Below are 242 nucleotides of genomic sequence, written 5' to 3'. Positions count from 1 at the left end.
ATGTAGAGATGGTTGAATTCTCTTGATAAGTCGACATGCTGTCATTGATTTCTTTTAAGCGCGCATCGACTGCTGCTTGAATCGCCGCTTCATCCGCGCCTTTAGGCAATTGATAGCTGATATGGTAACTGGTGCCCATGGTCTCACCCGTCAGATAATTATAATCAGGCGGCTGCTGGCAAGCGGTTAAGGTGGCTACGCTAACGGTAGCAAGTGTCAGTATCTTTCGCGAACTAGTAAGG

The 242-nt window shown here is 47.5% G+C and carries 1 protein-coding gene; it reads right to left on the bottom strand.

Annotation, left to right across the window (positions count from 1 at the left end; genetic code table 11):
- Positions 1–223 (bottom strand): FAD:protein FMN transferase (locus tag AAEY79_RS16155; RefSeq protein ID WP_352289735.1); only part of this gene is annotated, 223 nt, incomplete at its 3' end.
- Between the last annotated feature and the right edge of the window lie 19 nt (positions 224–242).

The sequence above is a fragment of the Psychrobacter sp. GW64-MNA-CIBAN-0177 genome (assembly GCF_040309585.1).
Taxonomy (GTDB): domain Bacteria; phylum Pseudomonadota; class Gammaproteobacteria; order Pseudomonadales; family Moraxellaceae; genus Psychrobacter; species Psychrobacter okhotskensis.
The sequence above is the reverse complement of the archived record's forward strand: the minus strand, read 5'-3'. Positions and strand labels throughout refer to the sequence as shown.